This is a genomic window from Thiolapillus sp. (assembly GCF_048562965.1).
Classification (GTDB): domain Bacteria; phylum Pseudomonadota; class Gammaproteobacteria; order Chromatiales; family Chromatiaceae; genus Thiolapillus; species Thiolapillus brandeum_A.
The window spans coordinates 1-2223 of sequence record NZ_JBHNMF010000525.1 but is presented as its reverse complement, the minus strand read 5'-3'; the positions used below and the strand labels follow the sequence as shown (position 1 = coordinate 2223).

General features: G+C 50.3%; 4 protein-coding genes. 1 reads left to right on the top strand and 3 read right to left on the bottom strand.

Features of this window, described 5'->3' with window-relative positions; all coding sequences use genetic code 11:
- Positions 1-76 precede the first annotated feature (76 nt).
- Positions 77-676: an ImmA/IrrE family metallo-endopeptidase gene (locus tag ACOCD2_RS17230; RefSeq protein WP_293680521.1), complete on the bottom strand. Its 600-nt coding sequence runs from the start codon at positions 674-676 to the stop codon at positions 77-79.
- A 15-nt stretch (positions 677-691) separates the two neighbouring features.
- Positions 692-1027 (bottom strand): helix-turn-helix domain-containing protein, encoded by a 336-nt coding sequence (locus ACOCD2_RS17225; protein WP_293653510.1) that lies wholly within the window; start codon positions 1025-1027, stop codon positions 692-694.
- 146 nt (positions 1028-1173) lie between these two features.
- Here ACOCD2_RS17225 and ACOCD2_RS17220 point away from each other — a divergent pair, with 146 nt between their 5' ends.
- Positions 1174-1437: a DUF3892 domain-containing protein gene (locus tag ACOCD2_RS17220; RefSeq protein WP_293653309.1), complete on the top strand. Its 264-nt coding sequence runs from the start codon at positions 1174-1176 to the stop codon at positions 1435-1437.
- A 336-nt stretch (positions 1438-1773) separates the two neighbouring features.
- Here the strand turns inward: ACOCD2_RS17220 and ACOCD2_RS17215 are convergent.
- On the bottom strand, positions 1774-2223 hold a 450-nt coding region (locus ACOCD2_RS17215; RefSeq protein WP_419625828.1), incomplete at its 5' end, for a hypothetical protein.

Sequence of the window (2223 nt, the reverse complement as noted above, 5' to 3'; positions counted from 1 at the left end):
TCCAGTTGGGCTAACCGATTTTCCTGATCAAAAAAGCTGGGTTGCATGGATTTCTTCCCGTTTCCCTGTGATGCTGTTATTTTACCGGATTAGGGGCAATTAATAGAGGTGCCCTTAATTCATCCGACATGAAGCAGTAATCGACCTTATCGCCAATGCTCACAATAATGGCGGTAGGCTCCGGTGTGCGTTGGGCATAACGAATGGCTGTTGCGGTTAATGATGTACCACAGCATTCTTTCAGTGACTTAATGGCATCCAGCCCATCCCCTGCTTGCTCAAGGGCAGGATCGAATAGGTAATTTGGCATGAGAAGACCACAAGCAAAGTGATCAGCTTCGCTTTCATGTTCATCGTCTGAAACAAACCCGGCGCGTGAATTATGAATGTCGCTGCCTGAAAAAACGGCTTCGGGATGGTCGGGTAAAAAATAGTGCCCCAGTTCATGTCCAATACTGAAATTCTGGAACCCTTCGTTATCAATATGGGTAGCGTACAGGATTCCATATGCATCCCCGCTTTTTATAAACATGCCTGACACGCCACCGCTTTTTGAGGGCATCCCCTGACAAGCAATATTATGCTGTTCTGCTATTGCTAATGGATTGACCGGCAAGGATTGAATACCCCATTCCTTGAGTAACCTCTCAGCTTCTCTGGTGGCAAATAGGCCCATAGGCTGAAACTCCTATTATTCTTTTTTGCTTCGTTTTGCCAGTACTTCGATAAAATCCAGCGCGATTTCCCGTTGCTCGGATGAAAGCTGTTCAAATCCGTGCCGAAACGCGACATCTGCTTCCGCAAATCCTTCGGGGTCATCTGTTCTACCCAGTAGATAGTCGGCTGTGACATTCAAGGCGTCAGCAAGTCGTTTCAGATTGTCAAAGGATGGTTTTCGTGCGCCTGTCTCGAAATGTGAGATCGCGGCAGGCTTTAATCCCGACTTTTTTGCTAGGTCATCTTGGCTTAATTCCCTTTTCTTTCGGGCGGTTACCAGCCTTTTTTGAAAAATATCGCTGTCTGCCATTGCGGGCACCTATACCATGTGGTATGTTAATAATTAACGTCTTCGTATATTTATGCGCAGACCTTTTTTTTGGGTCGCCGGCTATACGGATACGTATAATTTTACATTACGAAGTAATTTAATCAAGACAAATGAGGTAAATGAAAATGGCTGAACGAGCAGTAGATAAAAGCAAGAAGGACAGGGACGGCGACATCCTGGCGCTGTGCAACCCTAGTGAATATTGGTCGCCACGTAGCAAGGCTAATGCGATTCAGGATATTGAGTCAGGGATACATCAGTATTATGTGCCTTGGGGTGACGGCACAAGAACTTCGATCAGAGTTGTAAACGGCCCCACAGGCAAATATCTGCGGACGGACAAGGACAACACCTCCCGCAATAACCTTGATGATTTACCCGATTGTTAAAATAGGTGAGGTGAAAAAGACTGGAGGGTGATGTGGGCGAAGGCCGTTTCACCATTAACCCCATTTTCACCAACTCCAGTAGCGCATCCCATGAATCATGCCCCTCTTCCGCGCAGAAATAGTTGCGGTATGGGGTGTTGCCCCGGTCGAGCCCGGCTGTGTGGCGAAAGATGTCCATCTGCTCAATGGTGACCCTTGCTTCTTTCATTGTGTGCCTCCGTGACCTGTAGAGAGTGCCTGTGTGATCTGTTTGATGATTCGCTCTGGTTCTTTATGGATTTCCCCAGCGTGATATCGCAGTATCAGTATTCGCCAGACCTGGAGTGTCAGCAGATTTTATCGTTCACGATCCCGCTTGAAATCAGCCAGGTACTTGCCGTGGTGGGCATAGCCACCCACTTCTATGGCGAGGCGCTTTTGGGGGAATGTGATATCCAGCCGGAAGCGTCGCCCCGGCACGGCACCCGGGTACTCCCAGACAGCCTGCCCCGGAAAGGCACGCACCACATGCCGCCAGAGTTTTTCTTGGTGGGTGGTGCCCTCAATGGGGCAGTAGCCAATAGCGGTGGCTCTGGGCGGCCGTTTGCGACGGGGGTTGCTGATGAGGCCGGCTGCGACGGCTTCTGTCGCTGCCAGCCATGGAGAGCGAAGCGAAGGCTGGTAGTCCCCAGTAGCCGCGAGGCCGCACTGTTTTCCCGGCGTGCCTTGCGCCAGAGGGAAAACAAAGTAGGCCTCCGAACGCGGCGTCCAGTCATTGGGAGCCAAGTACGGAGCAGCAACGAGCTT